This is a genomic window from Vibrio sp. CCB-PB317, from assembly GCF_022808245.1.
Classification (GTDB): Bacteria; Pseudomonadota; Gammaproteobacteria; order Enterobacterales; family Vibrionaceae; genus Vibrio; species Vibrio diabolicus.
On the sequence record NZ_JALGNU010000002.1, the window covers coordinates 1,271,790 to 1,290,846 of the forward strand.

A 19,057-nucleotide genomic window follows, 5' to 3' on the forward strand; every position below is an offset into this window, starting at 1 on the left:
TACAAAGCAAAGCCTAACTCCTCGCTATCCATCAATGATGAATAAAGTGCTGATTAGCGAGTATTGGAATATCAGACAAAGGAAGTCACATGACCGGACTACTGCTTGAAAAAGACAGCAATGGCGTTGCCTGGTTGAGCCTGAATCGGCCAGAAAAACACAACGCGTTTAATGACGAATTGATTGCCTCACTGATTGAGACACTAGAACAACTCGAAAAGGAAGATTCTCTCCGTGCACTGGTGTTAACTGCACAGGGAAAACACTTTTCTGCGGGTGCGGATCTTGGCTGGATGCAGTCAATGGCCACCAAAACCGAGAGTGAAAACCTTCAAGATGCAAAGGAACTAGCAAAACTTTTGCATACGCTGGATACCTTTAGCAAACCAACCATTGCTATGGTACACGGCGCTGCATTTGGAGGCGCACTTGGGCTTATCTGCTGCTGCGATATCGCAATCGGTACACCTGAAAGCCGCTTCTGTTTGAGTGAAGTGAAACTCGGTTTATTACCCGCTACCATCGGACCTTACGTAATCCGAGCGATTGGACAACGACAAAGCCGACGCTACTTTTTAACCGCGGAACTGATTGATGCCGAAACCGCACTATCGATGAGTATTCTTCATCAGATAGACGCTCAACCACGTGAAGCCGTCAATCGCACCATTGATCACCTGCTTAACAACGGTCCACAAGCCATGCAAGCAGCAAAAGCACTCTGCTTACGTTGTGATAACCAACCTATCGATCACTCATTAATTGAATACACTAGCCAAGCCATAGCAACCGCCCGCGTGTCCAGCGAAGGACAAGAAGGGCTGACTGCATTTTTTGAAAAGCGCGCCGCCAATTGGAGGAATCATGTTTAAAAAAATACTGATCGCAAACCGCGGTGAAATTGCATGCCGAATTATTAAAACCGCAAAAAGCATGGCTATAGAGACGGTTGCCGTCTATTCCGAAGCGGATCGCAGCAGCTTACATGTTAAACAAGCAGATTTCGCTGAATTTATCGGCCCTGCTCCGGCGAGTGAGTCGTACCTCGATATCGATGCGATTATCAATGCTGCAAAAAAATGGCAAGCTGATGCTATCCACCCTGGGTATGGTTTTCTTTCCGAGAACCCGAAACTAGCCAAAGCGTGCAGCGAAAATGGCATCGTCTTTATTGGTCCTTCCACCAGCGCAATTGAGGCAATGGGTTCTAAATCTCAAGCCAAAGCAATCATGTCAGAGGCGAACGTGCCCTTGGTTCCGGGCTACCACGGCACAGACAATAGCGTTGAGCATTTATTAGCGGAAGCGGAAAAAATCGGTTACCCAGTCATGCTTAAAGCAACACAAGGTGGCGGCGGTAAAGGCATGCGAGTGGTCAACAGCGCCGCCGAAATGCCCTTGGCCATCGACGGTGCGCAGCGTGAAGCGCTTTCAAGCTTTGGCGATAAGCAACTTCTAATCGAAAAATGCATATTGCAGCCTCGCCACGTGGAAGTTCAGGTATTTGCTGACCAGCATTGCAACTGTGTCTATCTATCTGATCGTGATTGTTCCATTCAGCGTCGTCATCAAAAAGTAGTCGAAGAAGCACCAGCTCCCGGTCTTAGTGATGAACTGCGTAAACAAATGGGTGAAGCTGCGGTTCAGGCCGCTCAAGCGATCGACTATGTTGGCGCTGGCACGGTGGAGTTCTTACTCGATAGCCGAGGTCAATTCTACTTCATGGAGATGAATACCCGCCTTCAAGTTGAACACCCTGTCACTGAATCGATCACCGGCGTTGATTTGGTGGAGTGGCAATTAAAAGTCGCAGCTGGTGAGCATTTACCGATCTCGCAATCTGAAATCACCCACAACGGTCATTCAATCGAGCTACGAATTTACGCCGAAGATGCAGACAACGACTTTATGCCGTCGACGGGCCGCATTGATTACTTAAAAGAACCATTATCAGACAAGGATGTGCACCTAGCTTGTGTACGTGTTGATAGTGGTGTTGCTCAAGGCGATACCATCAGCGAATACTACGATCCGATGATCAGCAAACTGATCGTCTGGGGCCAAACACGTGATATCGCGCTCAAACAGCTTAAACAGGCGTTAACTCAATATCACGTACGTGGAGTAACGACAAACATTGGTTATCTGCACAGCATTATTTCGCAGCCAGCCTTTGCCAATATCGAACTTGATACCGACTTCCTGGTTAAACATCAGCAAGGCATTAGCGCGCAGCAAAATGTGTCAGATTCTATCTGGCTAGCGTTGGCAGCGGTCGCTCGCTGGAATGATCTCATTTCAAAATCAGACAGCTCAACGTTACCCGCGCCAACCAAACAAGGTTTTAGACTGTCGGTTGACAACGTTTATCGATTTAACTTCACGGATGCCAATGCCAACCATCAGGTACGTTTGCAACAATCATCGCAAGATACAGGATTTCAGCATCTTAATCACCTCAATGTCCGATGCGGCGAGGAGTTGCATCAGGTCATCCTGCTTGAAAGTGGCAACCAGTTTATCGTCGATATTGATAATGAGCGTTACACCTTTAATGCGCTTAGCGACGAACAAAAGACAACGCTGTTTTATCTTGGTCAGCAACGCACTTTCGCTCATCAACCAAGTTTTGAATCCGCAAAAGGTCAAGACGATGAACTTAGCCCAACCGCGCCACTGAACGGTGTGATATCGGCGGTCATGGTAAATAAGGGAGACAAAGTAGCGGCTGGTGATCCGCTTTTGGTACTCGAAGCGATGAAGATGGAATACACCATTACCGCTCCGGTAGCAGCAACCGTTGATGAAGTGTTTTATCAGCACGGAGACCAAGTACAACACGGTTCCATCCTGCTGCATTTGGCTTCTACGCCAGAAAGTGGTTGTGCCGATAAGGAGCGCGAATATGCTACCAGCGAAGGTTAATATCGTCGAAGTCGGTGCTCGCGATGGCTTACAAAATGAAACGGCAGTGACGCTGGTCGATAAAATCCGTTTTATCAATCAGCTAAGCAACAGTGGTTTAAAACATATTGAAGCGGGTTCTTTCGTCTCACCTAAATGGGTGCCACAAATGGCCGACTCTGCTCAGGTGTTTGCGGGTATCACACAGCAACCAGATGTTGTTTACAGCGCGCTTACTCCCAACCTAGCAGGGTTAGAACGTGCGCTGGAAAGTGGTGTAAAGCAAATTGCAGTCTTTGGCTCCGCTTCTGAAGCGTTTAGCCAAAAGAACATTAACTGCAGTATCGCTGAAAGTCTCTCTCGATTTGAGCCGGTTATCGAACTGGCGAACCAGCACAACATACCTGTGCGCGGATACTTGTCTTGCACTATGGTTTGCCTCTACGAGGGAAAAATAAAACCAGAGCAAACCACCAAGGTCGCGAATGCGCTGTTTGATATGGGATGTTATGAAATATCTCTGGGCGATACTGTCGGTAAAGCAACGCCTAATCGCGTTATCGCCATGCTGGATTCGCTGTTAACGCAACTGCCAAAAGACGCGCTCGCGGTACATTTTCATGACACCTATGGACAAGCTTTGGCCAATATTTACCAAGCCTTGTTAATGGGCATCAACACCATTGATAGTGCGGTTGCTGGTTTGGGCGGCTGCCCTTACGCGAAAGGTGCCAGTGGCAATGTTGCAACGGAAGATGTGCTTTATCTGTGTAAGCAGCTAGGGATTGAAACTGGGGTTGACCTCAACATCATCAATGAAGCGGGTTGGCAAATTTGCCATGCATTAGGTAAACGTCCGTCTTCCAAAGTAGCACTCGCTTTGGGTGACCCAAACGGGTTGTAAATTGCTCAACCCACGATACACAACTACAAACGAGCATGTTTAATAACATGCTCGTTTTTTTGAGCCGATTTAATCTAACCGAAACACTAAACAGAAGCGTGCTTTTCCTCTGCAAGGGTATGGCATCCCCACTTCGCGATCATATTAAGCAAATCACTTTTCTGAACTGGTTTTGTCAGGTAATCATCCATACCTAATGCGATACTTTTTTGTTGCTGCTCTTGCATCGCATGTGCAGAAAACGCGACGATTGGACACCAAGGAAACGCACCACTTTCCTGTAACTCACGAATGTCTTTTGTCACGCCAAAACCATCTTTGTTTGGCATAGAAATATCGGTAATCACCAAGTCCGGAGAAAGCTGTTTATAAAGTTCAACGGCTTCAACACCATCTTCCGCCAACGTCAGTTTAACACCTGTGTCTTGCAACATTTTTTCAATCAATATTCGATTGATATGGCTGTCTTCTGCGACTAATAGGTGCAGGCTAGAAAAGTCAGGGTTCTCATCTGAGGAAAGTTCTCGACGCTTTTGTGTCTTAGTAGAAAACAGAGCTTGCAGTTTATGCTGCGTGACCGGTTGCGGCAATAAACGATCCCGCTCGCACGACCATGCCTGCCCTTCCTCCATCACGCAAGGTGCAAGGAACAGTACCCGTTTGGCAGCGGATTCTGTCGCATCAAGCTCATAGAGTGCATCTCTATCTTGAGCATTGTTTACACTCGCGAGGATACGATCAAAACCATCCAATTTTTTACCCAAAGACTGCGCAGTTGACCAATCGCTGGCATGAGTAACTTCAATGCCAATCTCTTGAGCTAAATGTATCAAGTGTTGCACGCGCGGTTGATAATCATCAATCAACAATAGTCGATTTGCACTCAGCTCTATCGGTTCGGAAAGAAGCTGACTTTGCTTAGGCAACTGCAAACTAAAGCTAAAACACGACCCTTTGCCAAAATCCGAATGCACACAAAGCTCGCCGTTATACATGCTGATCAAACGTTTTGAGATTGCCAACCCCAAGCCTGTACCTTCATGGCGTCTTGTCGCGGAGGTATCGACCTGCTCAAACTTATCCATAATATGAGCCAATCGATCTTCGGGGATACCAATGCCCGTATCACTCACGGAAAAATCAAAACCGTGCTCACTTTCTCTGACTTTGAGTAGCACATGACCTTCATCCGTGAATTTCACCGCGTTACCGATCAAGTTAAGCAAGATTTGATTAATCCGACCTTTATCGCCGACCACGACCGTATTCATAGACAATGGCATATCAACCAACAACTTAAGGTTCTTTTTATCCGCCTGATAGGCACACAAAGCGGTGCAACTCTCGACGAGTGAACGCAAGTCAAACTCCTCTTCAACTAACGTCAACTTGCCCGCTTCTACTTTGCTGTAGTCGAGGATGTCGTTAATGATCGTCACAAGGTTGTTGGCAGATTTGTGCAGCAAGAGTAATAACTCCCTTGGCTCTCGACGGTTTTCGTTCTCAAGCAATATCTCGCTGATCCCCATGATCGCGTTCATTGGGGTGCGAATCTCATGGCTCATGTTCGCCAAAAATTCCGATTTGGCTTGCATCGCCTTTTTCGATTTATCTAAAGCAGACGACAGACGCCTCTCCATCCTGCGCCTGTCGGTGATGTCTCGCTCTACCGCAATAAAACGTAACAGCCCGCCATCTTCATCAAACACAGGAGAGAGCTCCAACTCGACCCAATACGGGTGCTTCGACTTGGTATAGTTGAGTATTTCAACCCTAATAGGAGAGTGCTTACGGACACTTTTTGAGAGCAATGCCACCGTATTTGGGTCTGTGTCTGCCCCTTGGAGTAACTCGCCCGGCGATTTGCCAATGACTTCTTCCAACGTATATTCGGTTAGCTGTTCAAACGCGGGGTTTACCCATGCAATAGTGCCGTCAGGGTGAGTAATGATGATGGTATCACGCGCATGTTCCGCCACCTCGGCAAGCTGCGATATTTTGGCCGATAACTGTTGCTGGGTTTGATGCTCTTGCTGAAGTTTAGTTTGCGCTTGCGCTAAAGAGCGTGACATTTGGTTAAACGCTTCGCCAACACGTGTAACTTCGTCATTGCCTGAAATCGAAATTTGCGAACCCGGACCTTGCTGTGAAACCTTGATTACCCCAGTACGAAGAAGATCAAGCCGCTTCATCAAATAGCTACCGAGAGCATACGAAAACATGGCCACCAGCGACATTTCAATAAAGGCGATAACCAAACTTGCATGAGTCGCAAATGAAAGTACTTGATGTACATGTTCAACATTCACACCCATTTCAACCTTACCGAAAGTCTGCTCTCCAAGAGTAATCTCTTGCGCAACATCGTAAACTCCATCGGTCACATCAAACGGTCTCACACCAGTATCAACACCGCTGTAATCCCCCTGTAGCGTCAACTCGACGCCATCTTGATTAACAATACGAATGTAAGCCAGCTCGTGCTCACTCACGACAGAACGAGCAAAACTGTCTAGGTAGGCTAAGTCCGTCGCAATCACCGCATCTCTCGACGCCTGAGCAAATACACTCACCAAGTGTTGGCTCCCAACCTCGAGGCTAGTCTCGTTGGAACTTTCCAACCAATTAAGCCCACTAATGATGAGTACACCGAGCGCAAGGGCCTCAATAAGAGCAATGCCAAGTATCGTTTTCGAACGCAGCGTCATAGGACAACCATTTATCTTGAGATTCCCAATTGAACAACATCTTGCCAATCTTGGTCTTGTGCAAGCTGTAACCCGTCAATGTTGAGTAAAGTAAAACTCTCCTGTGCTTTTGGATCATCATTAAGTTGCGAAATTGCCTTTCGTAAGGCAAGAGTAATCTCTTCATCGACATTATTTGAAACCGCAATAGCATGAGGCGTATAACCAGCAGTTGTATAAATGATGCTAAGTTGGTCTTTTATTTCACTCGGTAAGCTCTCAAAGGTACGCTTCACGCCACCACCAGCAATGTACAAACCTTTAAGTACCCCCAAATAGACTGAGTCGTGCGAACCAACATATTTAGGCGTAAACTTGATGCCTTTCTGCGCCAACTCTGATTGTGTGATGATAGAAGCAGCAAATGCTCGTGGGGCAGGAAAAGCGATGGTCTTGTCTTGCAGCTCATCAAGGGAAACCGACTTCCCTCGCCTTGCTACAATAATGCCTGTGATGCGCTTATTTTTCGCTCTTGCTAACGCCGTATAACCTGGGTTTTGATTCACCAAGGTAAAGTGATATGGGTTCATGTATGCAATGTCGTAGGCTCCAGCCATCAAGCGAGCTTCGAATGTGGGAATATCACGTGCCGTGGCAAACTTAATCTCAACGCCAGCAAGATCTCCCCAGCGTTGCAGTAATGGCTGCCATTGTTGCACTAGTTTGGTCGCCGACTGTTGCGGTACGACACCAAAAACAATGGAAGGTTGAGCAACGACAGAAGGTGACCATATGCATAACACCATAAGCAACGTAAATATTCGCTTGTGAAGCCGCCAAATCAACGTCTTTAATTGGGAGTTCAACAAAATCATCTCCTTATGTTTGTCTCTCGTTAAAGATAGATAGCTATCTGAAAGATTGCGAATTATCGGATTAAATTGCCTCGTATCTCAGATACCATTTATACTCAAATGAACACCTAAAACAGGAGCAGGTAAATGCTTATTACATTTCGTTGCCATAGCCACTCGAACGTCACTATGTTTGGCGATATTGCGATAAAGATGATCAAAATGATGGGCCATAGTGGCTCAGTACCAGGGTCAATTTCCGCTCAAGACATCCCTGATGCTCTATCTAGATTGACCTCCGCTCTCGCAGCACAAGAAGCGATAGAGAAGAACAACAGTCAAGCAATGGAAGAAGATGAGGAGCAAGAGGAACAAACGGTCAGTTTAGGACGCAGAGCATTTCCACTTATTGAGCTTTTAAAATCGGCTATTAAAGAAGAGTGCGAAGTGATGTGGGACAGCCAATAAATGCTCCAAATCAAGCTGTGGAGAGGAAAGCAACATCCAATCTATACTTTCCTCCCCTGCTAAAAGGAACTTACCCAATTCACTTCACTTCTCTATTTGAATGACTCTTAACGAGTGCTTACTCAAAACTAACCTATTGAATATAAATCATTGATAAACATCTGATTTAATAATAAAAATCTCCTATTGACTGAAACACTCACTTATCATTGTGGCCTCAACTGCAAAACCATTAATGGAATGATTGTTATGTCAGAACTGACTCGGATGCGCTCTGGAGAAACCTATAATTGCCTGGATGAAGAACTAAAGCTCATGCGCGCCAAAACCGCGCAGCTTGTCTTCCAATTTAACCACGAGCCAAACCCAGATATCCGTAGACAACTATTGGCGGAAATGGGCGTCCAATTAGAAAACAGCGCCTGTATAGAGCCACCGCTTCAACTTACCTACGGTTGCCACTTGTCCATCGGGGAAAACACCTACATCAACTGGGATGCCATTATTCTGGACAATGGGCAGGTTGAGATTGGCGCGAACGTCATGATTGGGCCTAGAGTGCAAATTTACACAGCCGCTCATTCACTCGATACACAAAGACGCTTAGCCGGAGATGAGATCGCCAAACCGGTAAAAATCGGCAATAACGTTTGGATTGGTGGGGGCGCAATCATACTGCCAGGCGTGACCATTGGCGATGAGGCCGTCGTCGGCGCTGGCTCTGTCATAACCAAAGACGTTGCGCCGGGCGATCGAGTTGCTGGAAATCCGGCGCGCTCCATTAAACCAAAAAACTGAAGAAAGTCGCTATTTTGCCAAATGACAGCGAATAATGTTGGCAAGCAAATTGAGAGCATGGACGTATTTGTCATTAAGCTCAAAAGAAGCGTTAAGACGAATACAGTGATCGTATTGTTCTGTCAGGCTGAACATCTTTCCCGGTGCGATACTGATATTGTCTTTTAGCGCTTCTCGATATATCTGCAAGGCGTCGATATGCTTGGGAAGCTCTAACCAAATAAAGTACCCGCCGCTTTGGCTTAACACTTTGACTTCTTCAGGTAACAGCTCATTAAGCAGATCCGTCATCTTACTTTTACGTTCAAACAGCTTTTTCCGTAACTGCTTCAAATGCGATTCATAATTGCGGCTTGTTAAATAGTGCACCAATGTCATTTGCACTGGTGCACTCGTCGCTAATGTACTCATTAGCTGTAACTTTTGTACCTCTAGCGCCCGCTTTCCTGCCGCAACCCAACCAATACGTAGCCCTGCGATTAATGATTTTGAAAACGAGGAGCACAACATGGTATTGCCCGTGTCATCAAACATTCTTAGTGGGTAAACCGAGTCATTCCCTGCATGCAGTTCGCTGTACACATCATCTTCAATCACTGGCACGTTATATCGCTGTGTCAGCTCAATCAGCTTTTGTTTTTTCTCGTTGGAGAGCGTAAAACCCAGAGGATTTTGGAAGTTCGACATCAGCCAACATGCTTTCACATCGTGTGTTTGCAGCGCTCGTTCCAATGAATCTAGGTCAATACCCGTGACTGGGTCTGTTCTTACTGAGAGCGCTTTCAAACCTAACCGCTCTAAGGATTGCAATGCGCCATAGAATGCAGGCGACTCCACAACCACCCAATCTCCCGGTCTTGTGCAGGCTTGCAAACTGAGCGTTAACGCCTCCAGCGCGCCTGCCGTAATGACAATTTCATCGGGTGAAATTTCAATGCCTTTCGCAGCATAACGCTTCGCGATGATGGTGCGTAATTGTTCGTTTCCCGGCGGTAAGTTATCAAAGGTGGTGGAAATCGGCATATTGCGAGCGGCTGCGCTCATCGCCCGATTCACGTGATAACGTGGGTACAAACTTGGATCTGGATAGGCAAAGCCAAAATTAATCATGGATGGATTTTTACTCGCCTGCAGAACATCAAAGATAAACTCATTGATGTCTACCTGCTCTGTCCACGAAACCGCGGCTGGTGCTTGAGGTTCATTTGAACTCTTAATATTGGGCGCGACTCGATAACCAGAGCGCGGCTGTGAGGTTACCCAGCCTTGAGATTCCAGAATTTGATAAGCGTGCAATACCGTCATCAAGCTCAAACCCGAGTGTTCAGATTGGCGACGCAGAGAAGGCAGCTTGTCACCCGGATGCCATATCCCCGATTTTATCTGCCTTTTAAGCTGTTCCACTAACTCTTGATACTTCGCCAAACGCAAATCCCCTTCCCTAAAGCCGAATTCAAAATAATAACACTTCAATATTTAATCTGTTATAGGTTTATAGTCACTGTCTGTACCTACTTCCCTCATTCCGCTCCTTTTAAAATAGCTCTCTCATAAAACTTAAAAGATCAAAGGAAGTTTAATGTTTGGCCTCGACGCATTTATGCTTGCACGGATACAGTTCGCCTTTACGGTATCCTTTCATATTATTTTCCCCGCTATCACCATAGGTTTGGCCACCTATCTCGCCGTGCTGGAAGGCTTATGGCTAAAAACACGTAATCCCGATTACCAAAAGCTCTATCACTTCTGGTCGAAAATTTTTGCGGTTAACTTTGGGATGGGCGTTGTATCTGGCCTTGTCATGGCCTATCAATTCGGCACCAACTGGAGTGGTTTCTCCGACTTCGCTGGTTCTATCACTGGCCCATTACTGACTTATGAAGTGTTAACGGCCTTCTTTCTCGAAGCTGGATTTCTTGGCGTGATGCTGTTTGGTTGGCGTCGCGTCGGCGAAAAGCTGCACTTTTTTGCAACCTCGATGGTGGCGTTAGGCACGATCATTTCGACCTTCTGGATTCTCGCCTCCAACAGTTGGATGCAAACGCCACAAGGCTATGAAATTGTCGACGGACGCGTGGCACCAACCGACTGGTTTGCTATCGTTTTCAATCCTTCATTTCCTTATCGTTTGGCGCACATGAGCGTCGCGGCTTTTGTCAGTTCAGCACTCTTTGTAGGCGCGTCAGCCGCTTGGCATTTATTGAGAGGCAATCAATCGACTGCGGTAAAAACGATGTTTTCAATGTCGCTCGGGATCTTAGTGTTCCTTGCGCCACTCCAAGCCGTGATTGGCGATGTGCACGGGTTAAACACCTTGGAATACCAGCCCGCCAAAATCGCCGCCATCGAAGGACATTGGGATAACAGCGATGGCAAACCAACCCCATTGATATTGTTCGGCATGCCAAACATGGAACAAGAACGCACAGACTATGCCTTAGAAATTCCTGTTCTAGGAAGTTTGATCCTACGCCACAGCTTAACTGAGCCAATCCCGGCGCTGAAAGACTTCCCGAAAGAGGAACGACCGAACTCACCTATCGTCTTTTGGTCATTTCGAATCATGGTCGGGCTAGGACTTCTGATGATTTTTCAAAGCTTCTACAGCATGTGGTTACGAAAAAAGAACACGCTTTATACCTCGCGTTGGTTCCTCAAATTTTCATTATTTATGGGGCCATCTGGTCTTATCGCAATACTCGCTGGCTGGTTTACGACAGAGGTTGGTCGGCAACCTTGGGTGGTGTATGGCGTACAAAAAACGCGTGACGCGGTTTCTGCACACGGAGACCTACAAATGAGCATCAGCCTGCTGTGTTTCCTTGTTGTGTACAGCTTGGTGTTTGGTTTTGGGTATTACTACATGATCCACCAAATCAAGAAAGGCCCCGATGCAATCGAACACGATGAGCACGACATGACGACCGTTTCAGGCCGCATTTAGAATTTGTCACAAAGTGAAGGTAGAGAATATGCATTTTGATTTATCCGTGATTTGGTTCGCGATCATCGTTTTTGCCACTTTGATGTGCATCATCATGGATGGCTTCGATTTGGGTATTGGAATACTGATGCCCTTCATCAAGGATGAAAAACAAAAAGACGTCATGGTCAACAGTGTCGCGCCTGTTTGGGACGGTAACGAAACTTGGATTGTACTTGGAGGCGCATCTCTATTTGGCGCTTTTCCGATGGCTTACGCGGTGATTATTGAAGCGCTAACCATCCCTTTAACGTTGATGTTGATTGCTTTGATCTTTCGTGGCGTCGCGTTTGAGTTTCGCTTTAAAGCATTGGAAAGCCACTTAAAGTTCTGGGATCGCTCTTTTATGGTCGGCTCGATTTTAACCACGTTTTTCCAAGGCATCGTTGTTGGCGCGGTAATTCAAGGCTTTGCGGTGGAAAACCGCGTCTTCGTAGGTAGCCAACTCGACTGGCTCAGCCCTTTTCCCATCTTTTGTGGTTTGGGTTTAGTCGCAACGTACGCGCTGCTTGGTAGCACATGGCTCATCATGAAGACGGAAGGTGAACTGCAAAACACGATGTACCGCTTCACTAATAAAACACTACTGGCGATGATCTCCGCATTAATCATTGTGAGCGCTTGGACCCCACTTGCTTACCCTGCCATTGCGGAAAGATGGTTTTCTCTGCCTAATTTGTTCTACTTACTGCCGGTACCTGTCATTACTGGGCTGGTCTGTTTGAAGATTGCCGACTCCGTCAAAAAGCGAAAAGAGCGCAGCCCTTTCGTGATGGCATTGGTGATCGTGATTCTCGGGTTCGCTGGGCTTGGTATCAGTATCTGGCCAAATATCATTCCTCCTAGCATATCGATATGGGAAGCAGCGGCTCCTGCAAGCAGTCAGCGCTTTATGCTCGTTGGAGCGGTGATCATCATCCCGATCATTCTGGCTTACACCTTTTGGAGTTATTACGTCTTCTCCGGAAAAGTGAAAGAAGACGAAGCGTACCATTAACGAGTTGATAAGGAGTGAGTATGAAAATCAAAAATTGGTGCCGCCAATGGGCGTGGATGGTTGGAATTTGGGCGGCCAGTGTGCTAGCTCTGGGGTTCGTATCAATGCTGTTTCGCGTCATGATGACCGCTGCAGGGTTAAAATCTTAGCTCGGCACTTTTAAGTCAATAAAAAATGGATGCCTCTAGATCTTGTGTAAGAGCTAGAGGCGTTTACATTCAAGTCCGACTTTTCACGTGTGCAGACAATACGATAGTAGATTCAGAACCGCGAGCCACTTCAAAATAGCCACCAGCGCGAGATAGCTGGCGAGCCATCAGTTTTTCTTTGCCCAGCTTTTCAAACCAATAAGGTGCCAATGAGCACTGAGCTGAGCCTGTGGCAAGATCCTCTGAAATACCGATTTTAGGTGCAAAGTAACGCAGCACATAGCCACTATCAGAGCTTTGAGCCGTCACGATGACTGCATGAAACTCATCAATTTTAACCAGCTCATCAAAGTTAGGCTTATAGTGAGCAACATCATCTTCGGACTCGAGAACAACAACCAAATCACGCGTTGTAAAAGCATCTACGGGGCGATTGGAAAAGCCTGAAATATCCAAGGGGATTACATGAGGCTTTACTTGCCAACTTGGCATCACTATCCGATACATTCCATCCAGTTCAGTAACGGTAATATGACCATATTGGCTTTTTAGAATGACCTCATTCTGATGATAGTTGGAAATGATTGCAGCGCCTGCGCCCAAACTTCCGTGTCCGCATAGGTTGATCTCTCCTTCTAGGCTAAACCAGCGAATGTGGTAGTCACTGCCAGACTGAACCACAAATGATGTGACAGGTTGAGCGACCTGATGAGTGATTTGAAGTAACTCAGAATCACTCAGCCAGTGATTTAGTTCGACAACGCCACAAGGGTTACCTTGAGCCAACTCATCACAAAATACATCAAATATTTGCGCTTTAATCATCCACCATCCTTGCGGTTTAACGCCGCACTAAGTTGTGAACAACGCTATCATTAACCCGAAACCACTACACTGCAAAAACGAAACCTAAAAATGACAAGCCTCGGGAGTCCCTCTTAAATGCTTTGTTAGTCTTTTTATGCATCTATCTTGGCTAGTTCAACCGTAAACCCATGTTTTGTAACCGTCTACTGTGATGACGCAGGTTTACTTTTGAAAAAGATGGCAAGTGCACTTCACCTTTCTTCTTGTTTCTTAGGGTTGATTATATCGGCCTCTTCGTAGCCTTCTTTGATCAAATATGCAACGACATTAAGCTTTATTTCATCCCTCACCACTCCTACACATAAGCAACTAATATCTCATCAAAGTTCTCCATATGGTATGACATCTGTCATAAATATTACCAATCGTAATGAATAGCTTTATCCTATTAAATCCACTAAATGGCTTTCATTAAACTCTGATAGCTTTTTCAGCTTTAGACTGGCTTCATTAAACTCTTGGTAGAACTTATCAGGTTGAGGTATCACGACTGTTTTTATGTTTGCTCGTGTTGCCGCAAGCATACCCGAATAAGAGTCTTCAAAGGCAATACAGTTACTTGAATCTACACCTAGTTTATTGATTGTTGAAAGGTAGACATCTGGCTCTGGCTTGCCCTGTTCTACATCGTCTGACGATGATATCGCGTCAAAGTAACTGGCAATACCGAGTTTGTTCAAAATGGTGGGAATGAGTTGATAAGGTGAATTAGTAGACAACCCTATCTTAAACCCTTTTTCCTTAAGCAATTTGAGTGTTTCTGTAACACCCTCTAATTCGCATCCTTTTTCAATTATTAATGCCTCCACTTTATCAACAACAGCATTCTCTACTTCGTCTAGGCTCGTTTCTTGCCAAGGATTACGTTCATACCAAAACCTTGTTACTTCACCTGTCGTCATCGTTGCAGTCTGCTTTGACAGTACTTCGGTCACTTGGACGCCAACTGATGAAAACACCTGCCTTTCCGCTTCCTTCCACAAAGGTTCTGAATCAATCAGCAACCCGTCCATATCAAAGACCGCAGCGTATATCATTGGTACATCCTCAGTAAGTTCTATTCGTTGAGTAAGATTTGTCTATTCAACCAAAGCATAGCTTTGCATATAACGAGGGAGAGTATCACATTTGCCTGTGGCTATCAGAGCCAGTTCGATAACTCATCTTTAAGCCTCAACATGACTGATGTTCGTGACTACTTTTAACGCCAGCTTATTGAGATTAGACGCCTCCCAAGCAACGACAACACGACTAGTGAGAGGGATATCATCAATCTCGGCGACTGTCGCAGAATCATCGAGATGTTCAGCCAGTGAACGCGGAACGAGGGCAATACCTAACCCAGCCTGCGCCATGGCAATCGTCGTACGAAGTTGCGGTGCTGCAAACTGTGGTTCGAGTCTTACTCCTGCGTCGGCAAAAAGTGTGCTCATGCCATCAAACAATGCGGGGCCCGTCTCTCGTGGAAACAGTAAAATTTTATGGCCTCTCAACTGTTTCATCTGGATACAGTGATACTTTGCCAGTTCGTGGCCCGCCGGAATCACCGCGACAAACGGGTCGTTAAACAACACCTTGTGCTCAAAAGGCTCACTGGCGTAACAGGGTAGCCGCATGATTGCGAGATCAAGTTGTTTGCTTTTTAACTGAGTGGCAAGCTCTGGCATTGACAGTTCCGCCGCCTGTAAATGAACCCCATTCTCTTGAATACGCCCCACCCTCTCTAATACCTTAATGCAGGTTGATGTTGACGTTGCGAACCCAATTTTAACCTGCGTATTTTCACCACGGGCAATCTGTCGGGCTTTTGCTTTAGCGCGTTCCACATCAGCAAGAATATTTACCGCATCCGTATAAAAGACTTGCCCAGCATGGGTCAGTTCTACCCCTCTAGACAAGCGCTTAAATAGGTCCACACCAAGCTCGTGCTCTAACTTTTTGATTTGTTGACTTAAAGGAGGTTGCGCAATCCCTAACTGTTCAGCGGCTCGGGTAAAGTGACGAGTCTCGGCGACCGCGACAAAATACTTCAGGTAGCGAAATTCCATATTTTTTCCATATCAAAATAAATCTTTTTTATATTGGATTTAGCACCGTGTAGAAGTCAATCTAAATATACTCTTCATTGCATAACTGGTCTTACTCATGCGTGGATTTTATAACCCTCTATGTGCTTGTTCGCTTGAAGTAGCGAAAGAATTTTCTGAATACCATCACGTTACCGGAGATGGTGAGATTTATCAGACTTCGTTGATGAGTGCTTTGATCGCTGGTGTTTACGAAGGCTCAACAACCATAGAAGAACTGCTGAAACATGGGGATTTTGGTTTAGGTACGTTCAATGAATTGGATGGTGAGTTGATTGCTTTTGATAAGGAAGTTTTTCAACTCAAGTCGGATGGCTCCGCAAACCCGGCAGACCTGGCGCAAAAAACGCCCTTTGCTGTCATGACTTTTTTTAAGCCTGATATCGAGCTGCCACTGACATCGCGCATGTCACGTCATGAAGTCCATAGCCTCATAGACGACATGGTTCCAAGCGATAACCTATTTTGCGCAGTGCGCATTGATGGCGTTTTCGATTCAGTTCGTACTCGCACCGTACCTAAACAAACACGCCCTTATCGGCCAATGCTTGAAGTGGTCAAAGAACAACCAACGTTCCGCTTCACGCATAAGCAAGGCGTGGTCGCCGGCTTTCGCAGTCCTAAATATACGACTGGCATCAATGTACCCGGCTATCACGAACACTTTATTACCGATGACCGCCAAGGAGGTGGTCATATCCAGGATTACAGCATTTCGTCAGGATTTCTCCAGATTGGCAAGGTCTCGCGGCTAGTGATTGATACACCAGTATCGACAGACTTCCTCACTGCCAATTTGGCTCCGGAAGATATAAATACCGCTATAGAAAAGGCGGAAAAGTAACAAAGTCAGGCAAATAATAAGGACAACAAATGCAATCCAAACCTTCAAATAAAAATGGAGCTCAGTTGATCGCTCAACAGCTAGAGTCTCTCGGCATTAAGTACATTTTCGGTATTCCCGGTGCAAAAATCGATCGACTGTTCGATGCGATTGAAGACACTAACATCCAAATGATTCCGGTACGTCACGAGGCTAACGGCGCGTTTATGGCGGGCGTTATGGGAAGACTAACCGGCAAAGCAGGCGTCACAATGGTTACGTCAGGTCCAGGCTGTGGAAACCTAGTTACAGGGGTGGCAACAGCAAACTCCGAAGGCGATCCGCTGATTGCTATCGGTGGTGCTGTGAAACGAACTGACCAGCAAAAACAAACACACCAGAGCATGGATACCGTCAGTATTTTTCGCTCTATAACCAAGTTCAGTGCTGAAGTGCAGCATGTGGACGCCGCAAGCGAGATCATGGCGAACGCATTTCGTATCGCAGAGTCAGGTCGTCCTGGGGCTTGCTTTTTGAGTCTCCCCCAAGATGTTTTATCCGAGCAAACCCAAACGGACATTATTGTCCCCTCGCCTTACACACAGCCTGGTTGCGCAGACATCGCAGCAATCGAAGAAGCGGTCAGTCGAATCAGCAAAGCAAAGCGTTGTGTGGTTTTACTTGGCCTTCACGCGAGCCGCAGCCAAAACGCTGCTGCTATCGCCCGATTTCTTCAAAATACGCAGCTACCCGTTGTCGGCACTTACCAGGCCGCCGGCACAGTAGACATCAATTACTATCACCACTTTGCTGGGCGTGTCGGTTTATTTAATAACCAACCTGGCGATGTTTTACTGCGGGACGCCGATTTAATTCTCACCATCGGCTTTAGCCCAATAGAGTATGACCCTGAGCTTTGGAACAGCCACCGCAACCCAGTGATTCACCTCGATATTGAACCGGCAGAATACCAACTTAATTATCAGCCTTGTGTTGAAATCGTCGGAAACATTGCTCAGTCATTAGACAAAATGGGCAGCTACATCTCTGAATATGCTCGCCTTTCCCCAACGGCACTTTCAGTACTGGAAGAGGTAGCACTGCAACGGCAAGTGATCAAAACCTATCCCAATGTCTATAACAAGCAAGGATTTCATCCACTGGCACTGATTAAAGCCATGCAATCTATCATCACACCAGATACCACGTTATGTCTTGATATGGGGAGCTTCCACATCTGGATCGCTCGTTACTTAAGTTGTTTTCGAGCTCGCCAAATGCTGGTGTCTAACGGCCAACAAACGATGGGCGTTGCACTGCCATGGGCCATTGGTGCCAGCCTACTGAAACCTGGCAGCAAAGTGGTATCGATATCGGGAGACGGCGGTTTTATGCAATCGAGCATGGAGTTAGAAACCGCGGTTAGACTGAACTGCAATATCGTCCATATTGTGTGGGTTGATAACGCCTACAACATGGTAGAAATGCAAGAGATCAACAAATATCAGCGCTGCTCTGGTGTGAAATTTGGACCAATTGATTTCAAGGCGTACGCCGAATCATTTGGCGCGAAAGGCTTCGCAGTGACTAGTCAACACGAATTGCTACCGACATTGAATAAAGCCATGGACGTTGAAGGACCAGCAGTGGTGGCTATCCCCGTAGATTACAGCGACAACGACAAACTGATGTTGCCGCGCACAGAGAAAAATCAAGATCCCGTTTTTGTAAGTTTCGAAGGAGAAATCGCATGAGAGGATTAAAAAATAAAGTCGCACTCGTGACTGGTTCTGCCAATGGTATTGGTTTGGCCATCGCAAAACGTTTGTATGAAGAAGGCGCAAACGTCGCTCTTGCCGATTGGAATGAAGAGCAGTTGGCAAACGCCGTTGAGAGCTTTGATAAACAGCGCGTGTCTGCGCATTCCATTGATGTTTCTGATCCAGATAAAGTCGCAGCACTGATTTCTGATGTTGTTACCCGTTTCGGTAAACTGGATATTTTAGTAAACAATGCTGGCGTACATGTCCCTGGTTCAGTGATTGAAGGTAGTGTGGAAGACTGGAAGAAGATCTCTGGTGTAAACATTGACGGCGTCGTTTATTGCGCGAAGTTTGCGTTACCTGAACTCTTAAAAACGAAAGGTTGTATGGTGAATACCGCGTCCGTTTCTGGTTTGGGTGGTGACTGGGGTGCCGCATTCTATTGCGCGAGTAAAGGCGCTGTGGTCAACCTTACTAGAGCGATGGCATTGGACCATGGTGCGGAGGGCGTAAGAATTAACGCAGTATGCCCAAGCTTAGTAAAAACCAACATGACGAACGGCTGGCCGCAGGAAATCCGCGATAAATTCAATGAGCGCATTGCGCTCGGCCGAGCAGCCGAACCTGAAGAAATTGCGTCTGTCGTGACTTTCTTGGCAAGTGATGACGCATCTTTCATTAATGGCGTAAACCTACCTGTAGACGGCGGTGCCACCGCATCAGATGGTCAACCTAAAATAGTATAAGCATTAACACTGACTGAGCAGAATTTT

Annotated in this window: 17 protein-coding genes; 11 read left to right on the forward strand and 6 right to left on the reverse strand. The window is 46.4% G+C overall.

From position 1 onward, the window contains the following. Positions 1-89 precede the first annotated feature (89 nt). Genes MTR11_RS14770 through MTR11_RS14780 form a run of 3 tightly spaced genes read left to right on the forward strand, consistent with a single transcriptional unit; the run spans position 90 to position 3,808 of the window. The gene (locus tag MTR11_RS14770; protein ID WP_243327937.1) at positions 90-872 is read left to right on the forward strand and encodes an enoyl-CoA hydratase-related protein; all 783 of its coding nucleotides are present in this window, start codon (positions 90-92) and stop codon (positions 870-872) included. Next, positions 865-2,925, forward strand: a complete 2,061-nt coding sequence (locus MTR11_RS14775; RefSeq protein ID WP_243327938.1) for an acetyl/propionyl/methylcrotonyl-CoA carboxylase subunit alpha — start codon at positions 865-867, stop codon at positions 2,923-2,925. Before MTR11_RS14770 ends, MTR11_RS14775 begins: the two co-directional genes overlap by 8 nt. After that, a complete protein-coding gene (locus tag MTR11_RS14780) occupies positions 2,906-3,808 on the forward strand; it encodes a hydroxymethylglutaryl-CoA lyase (protein WP_243327939.1) in 903 nt (300 codons plus the stop codon). Before MTR11_RS14775 ends, MTR11_RS14780 begins: the two co-directional genes overlap by 20 nt. 86 nt (positions 3,809-3,894) lie before the next feature. Here the strand turns inward: MTR11_RS14780 and MTR11_RS14785 are convergent, their stop codons facing one another. Further along, positions 3,895-6,516: an ATP-binding protein gene (locus MTR11_RS14785; protein ID WP_243327940.1), complete on the reverse strand. Its 2,622-nt coding sequence runs from the start codon at positions 6,514-6,516 to the stop codon at positions 3,895-3,897. Positions 6,517-6,527: 11 nt separating this feature from the next. Next, positions 6,528-7,364: a phosphate/phosphite/phosphonate ABC transporter substrate-binding protein gene (locus MTR11_RS14790; protein WP_167713190.1), complete on the reverse strand. Its 837-nt coding sequence runs from the start codon at positions 7,362-7,364 to the stop codon at positions 6,528-6,530. A gap of 132 nt (positions 7,365-7,496) precedes the next feature. Here MTR11_RS14790 and MTR11_RS14795 point away from each other — a divergent pair, with 132 nt between their 5' ends. Next, positions 7,497-7,817: a DUF1840 domain-containing protein gene (locus MTR11_RS14795; protein WP_005392576.1), complete on the forward strand. Its 321-nt coding sequence runs from the start codon at positions 7,497-7,499 to the stop codon at positions 7,815-7,817. Positions 7,818-8,066: 249 nt separating this feature from the next. Continuing rightward, positions 8,067-8,615, forward strand: coding sequence for a sugar O-acetyltransferase (locus MTR11_RS14800; protein ID WP_005499187.1), 549 nt, complete (start codon positions 8,067-8,069; stop codon positions 8,613-8,615). Positions 8,616-8,624: 9 nt separating this feature from the next. Here the strand turns inward: MTR11_RS14800 and MTR11_RS14805 are convergent, their stop codons facing one another. Beyond that, positions 8,625-10,040 carry a PLP-dependent aminotransferase family protein gene (locus tag MTR11_RS14805; protein ID WP_047732476.1) on the reverse strand — a complete coding sequence of 472 codons (1,416 nt, stop codon included), beginning with the start codon at positions 10,038-10,040 and terminating at the stop codon, positions 8,625-8,627. A gap of 154 nt (positions 10,041-10,194) precedes the next feature. On the opposite strand from MTR11_RS14805, the gene MTR11_RS14810 reads away from it, so the two are divergent. The 3 genes from MTR11_RS14810 to MTR11_RS14820 are packed head-to-tail and all read left to right on the forward strand — an operon-like array spanning position 10,195 to position 12,744. Continuing rightward, a complete protein-coding gene (locus MTR11_RS14810) occupies positions 10,195-11,559 on the forward strand; it encodes a cytochrome ubiquinol oxidase subunit I (RefSeq protein WP_218762194.1) in 1,365 nt (454 codons plus the stop codon). Positions 11,560-11,587: 28 nt separating this feature from the next. Then, positions 11,588-12,595, forward strand: coding sequence for a cytochrome d ubiquinol oxidase subunit II (gene cydB / locus MTR11_RS14815; protein ID WP_243327941.1), 1,008 nt, complete (start codon positions 11,588-11,590; stop codon positions 12,593-12,595). 20 nt (positions 12,596-12,615) lie between these two features. After that, positions 12,616-12,744 carry a DUF2474 domain-containing protein gene (locus tag MTR11_RS14820; protein WP_015313385.1) on the forward strand — a complete coding sequence of 43 codons (129 nt, stop codon included), beginning with the start codon at positions 12,616-12,618 and terminating at the stop codon, positions 12,742-12,744. A gap of 69 nt (positions 12,745-12,813) precedes the next feature. Here the strand turns inward: MTR11_RS14820 and MTR11_RS14825 are convergent, their stop codons facing one another. The 3 genes from MTR11_RS14825 to MTR11_RS14835 all read right to left on the reverse strand — a co-directional run bounded on the left by MTR11_RS14825 (position 12,814) and on the right by MTR11_RS14835 (position 15,659). Then, entirely contained in the window at positions 12,814-13,569 is a 756-nt protein-coding gene (locus MTR11_RS14825; protein WP_243327942.1) for a PhzF family phenazine biosynthesis protein, read from the reverse strand. 422 nt (positions 13,570-13,991) lie between these two features. Beyond that, the gene (hxpB, locus tag MTR11_RS14830) at positions 13,992-14,648 is read right to left on the reverse strand and encodes a hexitol phosphatase HxpB (RefSeq protein WP_243327943.1); all 657 of its coding nucleotides are present in this window, start codon (positions 14,646-14,648) and stop codon (positions 13,992-13,994) included. A gap of 129 nt (positions 14,649-14,777) precedes the next feature. After that, complete coding sequence (locus MTR11_RS14835; protein ID WP_243327944.1) at positions 14,778-15,659, reverse strand: LysR family transcriptional regulator; 882 nt, start codon at positions 15,657-15,659, stop codon at positions 14,778-14,780. 97 nt (positions 15,660-15,756) lie between these two features. Here MTR11_RS14835 and budA point away from each other — a divergent pair, with 97 nt between their 5' ends. From budA to MTR11_RS14850, 3 genes are read left to right on the forward strand one after another with little or no spacing between them, the layout of a single operon-like run. Next, the gene (gene budA, locus MTR11_RS14840) at positions 15,757-16,542 is read left to right on the forward strand and encodes an acetolactate decarboxylase (protein ID WP_170901808.1); all 786 of its coding nucleotides are present in this window, start codon (positions 15,757-15,759) and stop codon (positions 16,540-16,542) included. 29 nt (positions 16,543-16,571) lie between these two features. After that, positions 16,572-18,275: an acetolactate synthase AlsS gene (gene alsS, locus MTR11_RS14845; protein WP_047008215.1), complete on the forward strand. Its 1,704-nt coding sequence runs from the start codon at positions 16,572-16,574 to the stop codon at positions 18,273-18,275. Then, positions 18,272-19,030: an SDR family NAD(P)-dependent oxidoreductase gene (locus MTR11_RS14850; RefSeq protein WP_069549253.1), complete on the forward strand. Its 759-nt coding sequence runs from the start codon at positions 18,272-18,274 to the stop codon at positions 19,028-19,030. The genes alsS and MTR11_RS14850 overlap by 4 nt, the downstream gene beginning before the upstream one ends. The last annotated feature ends 27 nt before the right edge of the window (positions 19,031-19,057 follow it).